Annotated in this window: 1 protein-coding gene; it reads left to right on the forward strand. The window is 66.6% G+C overall.

What is annotated here, in order from left to right:
• Positions 1-68: 68 nt before the first annotated feature.
• A partial coding sequence (locus tag AB0H93_RS44105; RefSeq protein ID WP_358582921.1) for a hypothetical protein occupies positions 69-6,630 on the forward strand: 6,562 nt, incomplete at its 3' end.

Genomic DNA, 6,630 nt, shown 5'->3' on the forward strand with positions numbered 1-6,630 from the left:
GGGAGGTCTATGACGGGGTGGCGCGGGTGGTGTGGCTTCGGGCTAATCGGGGCGAGGCCGCTGAGGTGGTGTTCGACGAGATCCTGGCTGGTTTGGTAGCTGAGCGGGCGGCCGCGGCGGCACCGTCACAGACGCAGGAAGCGGGATCGTCGCAGGCGCAGGCGCTGGACGACGCGTCCGTGTTGCCGCCGGCGGACGACAGATTGGTTTCGGAGGCACTGCGCGAGGCCTCCGCCGCCGTGGTCGACTTCGACGTCGACAAGATTGTGAGCGGTCTGACGGTTGAGTGGGAACTGGCCGGCCAAGAGATGACGGTTTCCGTTCAGGGCCAGGAAGCCGAGTTCACTGCCGACGGTAGTCCGGGCACCCTTGGAGGCGACAGCGACGGTAGTCCGAGCACCCTTGAAGGCGACGGTGGTGACGGGTTGCTGTTTGGTGCAGGGCCAGACGACGCGGGGTCTAGCGACGCGGGGGAGGCGTTCAACGGCGACGGCATCAGTGGCGGTGACGAGAGGTCCGGGGATACCGCGGCTCTTTCGGTGGAGTGGACGCCGCGGGGGTTGCTGGATGCGGCGGATGCGCTGGATGCGGCTCGGACGCGTGACTTGTCGGTGTCTGCGGTGTCTGCGCTGCGGTTGGGTTCGGCGTTGCGTGAGGTGCGGCGGGTTTTCGCTGACCGGCATTCGAGTGATGCGGGGTGGCATCGGCTGGCTGAGGCTGGGCCGGCGTATCGGGATGCTGCGTTCAGGATTGTTGCGCATGTGCTGGCTGAAACGCCGGCGGCGATGTATTTGCCGGAGTTCGCCGGTGTTGATCTGAATTCCGTCGCGGATCTGTTGGGTGTTGTGGCCGCGCGGGTGCCGGCCTGGCCGGTGAGGTTCACGACGGAGGGTCTGCAAACGGTGGCGGATCGTTTTGATGCGGCCGAGGGGGTGTTCCTTGAGGGGCAGCGGCGGCGGGGGACCGATCGCGAGCATGTTGTGCGTCTGCAGCAGGCGCAGGCCGAGGTGGCTGACGTCTTTGGAGAGATGACGGAGGCGCATCTTCTGGCTGGTCTGGATGAGGTGGATCGGGGTGCTGTCGGCAGGATCGTCGCCTATGCACTGGCCGATCGGCCGTTCGCGTTTGAGGTGCTCTATGCGACACCTCAGCTTCGTAATCTGGGTTGGGGTTCTGCGGCGAAGTTGGTGCAGGAAATCGCGGACAATGTACGGCAGGTTCGGCAGTGGGGGGAGCTGGCGGGTGGCGTTGAGGCGTGGGAGTCGTTCTCTGGCGCGTTGGACCGTTTGCGGCTGAGGTCGCATCGCGTTCCGGAACCGGCGTTGTTGGGCATGGTCGCTGATGTCCGGGTTCGGTTGACGGAACTCGCGCGGAGTGCGGAGGAGCCGTCCACGACCGAGTTTCTGGTGGTGCGGCGCCCGAGTGGTGGGCGGGGCCAGGCGGTGCATGTGCGCGGATGGGAGGCGCTGAGTGGTGTGCTTCCGGATGCGCTCGGTGATCCCGGTTCCGGATATTGGGTGTACGGGCTCGATGCTGGGGGGCGCCGGATCGACCCTGGGCACGTTGCCACCGTGACGCCCGTGATGCCCGGGTGGACGGGTGCGGCGTTGGAGGCGCAGCTGGCCCGGGTCAGCTCTGGCGAGGACGCATGGCTGTCGCTGCTCCCCGCGGCCGAGCGGTCGAGGTATCACTACAGGCTGGGTGCCGCGAACCGTCTGAACAGAGGGGAGCATTTCGGGTACATCAGCCCGGCGGCGGCGGCTTTCCGCGAGGAGTACCCCGGGGACTGGGGCAATCTTGTGGAGCTCGCCAAGCGAGCGAACGCGGGCTCGCAGCCGGCTCTGGCGTTGTTGAGGAGGACGCCCGAGCTGGCTGGGCTGGTGCATGAGGGCTCGTCACGGGTTACTTTTGGTGGGTTGGTGGCTGTGTTGACGCATGTCGTGCGGGACAGGTACCAGCGGGCGGCGAACGAGCCGGGTGATCAGGGTGGGCAGGAGCGTGTTCTTGCTTGGGATGCGCTGCCGGCCATCACGGTCGCCGGGCTGGAGGATGCGGCGAATCTTCTTGTTCGTGAGACTGATAGCGATCGCTGGGATGTGCTGGACGCGGCTCACCAGCTGACCGAGAGCGATCGGGAGTCGAACGCTGAGTGGCTGAAACGTGGCCAAACCGCGGCGGAGATCTTCTGGTCTGGTGGAACGCCGGATACTGAGACATCGAAGACCTTGAAAGAAGTGCCGTCGGCGAAGCGGGACGCGGTCGAGGTCATCGCTGCTCATGTGCTGGCGGGCAACCCGTTGGCTTTGCTGATGCTGGCGAAGACCGAGGCGTTCCGCGCCGCCGACTCTTGGGGGTCTGTGCCCCAAAAGAAGCCAACTTCAACAGCTGCTGTCGATGTGATGAGGGTCTTCGCGACCTTGGTGTCTGCTGAGCCTGTGGTGTCCGGGCAAGAGGATTCCCGGGGCGGAGCGGCCGAACAGCGAGACGTGGCGCCGTTGAGCGCCGAGGGGCTGCTTCGTGCGGCGGATCAGCTTCGCACGGCCGAGCGAGACATACCGATACGGCAATGGCTGGATCGCGCCGAGCAGCTGCGGACGGCGAAGGTAATGGTGTGGGCCGCGTACGGCGAGTTGAGCGACGACGACCTTGGTGCTCTGCGTGCGTTGGGGCCGGCGCAGCGCGCGGTCAACAGGCTCATCGCCGAGGCGTTGGCGGGTGTACCGGAAGCGGTGCAGATTGTGCGGGCTACGCCGCGGCTTAAAGAGCTCGGGTGGGATCCCGATGTAAACCCCGATGGCGTCGCCGTTGCGTTGTCGGCGCTGGAAATCGTTGCTCGGAACTCGTCGACCTCGCCGGAAAGCGCGCCCCCGGCGTCGATGGTGTTGCCGGTGCGGTCGCAGGCTGCTGCGCCGGTGGGTGACGGGTTGGTCGGCGACGGTGATGGTGGCGCCCCGCAAGTGCTGCGGCACGAGCCGGGGCGACGCCCAAGGCGGGCGGTAGAGGAACGGGGGGAAAGCTCCACCGGTGGTGTCCGCGGCCAACCTACCGTGGTCGGCTGGGGCGATGACGTGCCGATGGCCGACGTCCCGACGTTCTCTGATGACGACGTCTTCGGGGGCTTCGGGGCCGCTGAGGGCTCCGAGTCTTCCAGAGATTCGGGGCATGTGCGGGGTGATAACGGCAAGGGGGTTGTCCGGCCACCTGGTTTCGGGCGCGGTGCGCTAGGGGGACAGGGGCAGGAACAGGGACGGGCGCAGACGGACGCGGACGCCCCGGGGAACGAAGGTATGGCGTCGTTGAGGCGGCCTGTCGTGTCTGGTCCGGCTACGGCGGATGTGCGGCCGTTGGAGCTGACGCCTGATGGGTTGAAGTCCCTGGCGCATGACCTTGAGCTGCGCGAGGCGAGGCTGAAGTCGTCGTCGCTGCGGGAGAACGTGGAGAACCACCGGCGCCTGAACCGCGAGGGGTTGAAGATTGGCTCGACTTGGTCGTCAGCCGTGGACTGGGGTCTGCTCCCGGCCGCTTTGAGGGGGGTGTCCGAGAAGGTTCTCAAGACGGTTGCCAAGCATATCGTGGCGAAGACGCCGTTGGCCGTGCAGGCGGTCCGGGCATCGGAGCTGGCGGGCCTGGTTAACGACAAGGGTGAGAGCCGGGTTCCGCTGGCGGGGTGGCTGGCGGTGCTGGCGCACGTGGCTGGGGGGTCAGGGAGTGTTGCCGGTGGTGTCGGGACGCTGGTTGAGCCGTTGACGTTCGAGCGGTTGGAGGAGGTTGCGTGGGAGCTTGGTGATGCGGCTTGGGTGGAGCGTTGGGCTCTGCCGCTGACAGGCGGAGTACCCAACGAGAAGTTGCGGGAAGATGTGGCAATTCATCTGATCAAAGCCAAATATGCGGTGTTTAAGGCGTTCGAGGGCAACCTTGTGAGTGCAGGCGCACGGGGTCTCCTGGATCAGCTTCTCAAGGAACAGCCGGGCAAGCGGGAGGCTGTGGAGACGTTCGTCGCGCATGTGCTGGCGATGAATCCGTTTGCGTTGCGGGTGATGGCGAAGACCGAGGCGTTCCACAACGCCCCATCGTGGGGCGACACCGACGGCTGGGTCGTCAATCAAACTGTCGGCCCACCCAGGGTTGTTGCCGCGGTCTTGCTGGAGGTCGTCGCCGAGTTGATCCGGCAGCGGGGATCCGGCGGAAGTCAGAAGGTTGCGGATCCCTTGCCTGCGGGATTGCGGGAGGTGGTCAGCGCTCTGGACCGGGACGAGCCGCGCTTCTGGGGGTCGGCTTTGTCCAAGCGGCGGTCGGCTTTGGCCAAGCGGCGATCGGCTTTGGTCGAGGTGAAGCAGGAGGTGGCCAGGGCGCTGAGCCCGGAGGGTCGTCGGGTCTTGGGCGACGGGGACTCGGTGGTTCAGAGCGCGATCATCAGGTTCGTCGTCGAGGCATCGATGTTTGGCTCGTTGGCACAGAAGATTGCGCTGCAAACGGAACAGTTTGGTGGCTTCGCCGCCGCTGGTGACGTCGAGTCGTTGTTGGGGGCTGTTGTTTCGGGGGGTGTGGATTGGACGTCGCTGGCGGCGGCCGCGAAGGAGCTCGCGCCGGAAAGCGGCGGTTCTGGGAAGGGGCGTAAGCGGCAGCGTGCTGCTGTGGAGCAGGGCGGTCCTCGGGTGGGTTCTCCGGCGAAGCGGCGGCGCGGTGATGAGGAGGCGGGGGATTCGTGGGTGGGGGGTGTGTGGGACAGGGCGCGGGTGCTGTCGGCGGTGTCGGCGTTGGAGCCGCCGGGTAGTGATGAGGCGTGGAGTGGGATTTGGGGCGAGTTGGGTCCGCCGAGTGGGTTGGACGCTTCTCGGGCTTTGGCGGGTGAGGATGGGGAGGTTTTTGAGGGTGTGGCGCGGGTGGTGTGGCTTCGGGCTAATCGGGGCGAGGCCGCTGAGGTGGTGTTCGACGAGATTCTGGCTGGTTTGAGGGCTGAGCAGTCGGCCGTGGGGGCATCGTCGCAGGCGCTGGAAGCGGGATCGTCGCAGGCGCAGGCGCAGGCGCAGGCGCAGGCGCAGGCGCAGGCGCGGACGGACGCGGACGCCCCGGGGAACGACGGTATGGCGTCGTTGAGGGGGCCTGCCGTGTCTGGTCCGGCTATGGCGGATGTGCGGCCGTTGGAGTTGACGCCTGATGGGTTGAAGTCCCTGGCGCGTGCACTTGAGCTGCGCGAGGCGGTGCTGAAGTCGTCGTCGCTGCCGCTGTCGGAGAAGGACGTGGAGAACGCCCGGGGGCTGAGCGAGGCGTCGTTGAAGATTGGCTCGACTTGGTCGTCAGCCGTGGACTGGGGTCTGCTCCCGGCCGCTTTGAGGGGGGTGTCCGAGAAGGTTCTCAAGACGGTTGCCAAGCATATCGTGGCGAAGACGCCGTTGGCCGTGCAGGCGGTCGGGACATCGGAGCTGGCGGGCCTGGTTAACGACAAGGGTGAGAGCCGGGTTCCGCTGGCGGGGTGGCTGGCGGTGCTGGCGCACGTGGCTGGGGGGTCAGGGAGTGTTGCCGGTGGTGTCGGGACGCCGGATGGGCGGTTGACGTTCGAGCGGTTGGAGAAGGTTGCGTGGGAGCTTGGTGATGCGGCTGAGGTGGCGCATTGGGCTCTGCCGCCGACGGGCGAAGTACACGACGAGAAGAAGCGGGAAGCAGAGCATCTGGGCAAAGCCAAGCTTGCGGTGCTTGAGGCGTCCGAGAAGGAGGCGCGGGAGAGCTTGGGGAAGCTGGGGTGGCGCGAGCGGGAGGTTGTGAAGACGTTCGTCGCGCATGTGCTGGCGATGGATCCGGTGGCGTTGCGGGTGATGGCGAAGACCGAGGCGTTCCACGCCAAGGAGTCGTGGGGCGACACCGAGTACTGGGTTCCCAAACCGGGGAGTTCGCAACGTTTCAGAAATTCCAGGGATGTTGCGGCAACCTTGCTGAACCTGGTCGCCGGGGCTCTCTTGCAGGGGGCGGTTCCGGGCGGGTCGTCGCAGATCCTGCAGCAGGGATCCGTCGACGGGCAGGAGGTTGCTCAGGAGTCGGAGGATCCCATCATGCCTGCGGGATTGCGGGCGGTGGTCAGCGCTATGGGCTGGGACGAGCTGCGCCCCTCGCAGTCGATTTTGAGGGCGCAGGTGCTCGGTGGGGACAGGCGCCAGTCGCGTTTGTCCGAGGGGCGGTCGGCTTTGTCCAAGCGGCGGTCGGATTTGGCCGAGGCGAAGCAGAAGGTGGCCGGGGCTTATGGCGAGCTGAGCCCGGTGGATCGTCAGGTCTTGGTCGGCCTGGACCCGGTGGCGCGGGGCGCGATCAACAGGTTCGTCGCCGAGGCATCGGTGAGTGGTTCGTTGGCTCAGAAGATTGCGCTGCAAGCGGGCTTCGCCGCCGCCGGTGACGTCACCTCGTTGTTGAGGGCTGTTGTTTCGGGGGGTGTGGATTGGACGTCGCTGGCGGTGGCCGCGGCAAAGGAGCTCGATGCGGCGTCGGAACGCGGCAAGCGGTCGGGAGCGAGTGGGGTTTCTGGGAAGGGGCGTAAGCGGCAGCGTGCTGCTGTGGAGCAGGTCGGTCCTCGGGTGGGTTCTCCGGCGAAGCTGCAGCGGGGTGATGAGGAGGCGGGGGATTCGTGGGTGGGGGGTGTGT

Source organism: Saccharopolyspora sp. NPDC050642 (assembly GCF_040654735.1).
Taxonomy (GTDB): Bacteria; Actinomycetota; Actinomycetes; order Mycobacteriales; family Pseudonocardiaceae; genus Saccharopolyspora; species Saccharopolyspora elongata.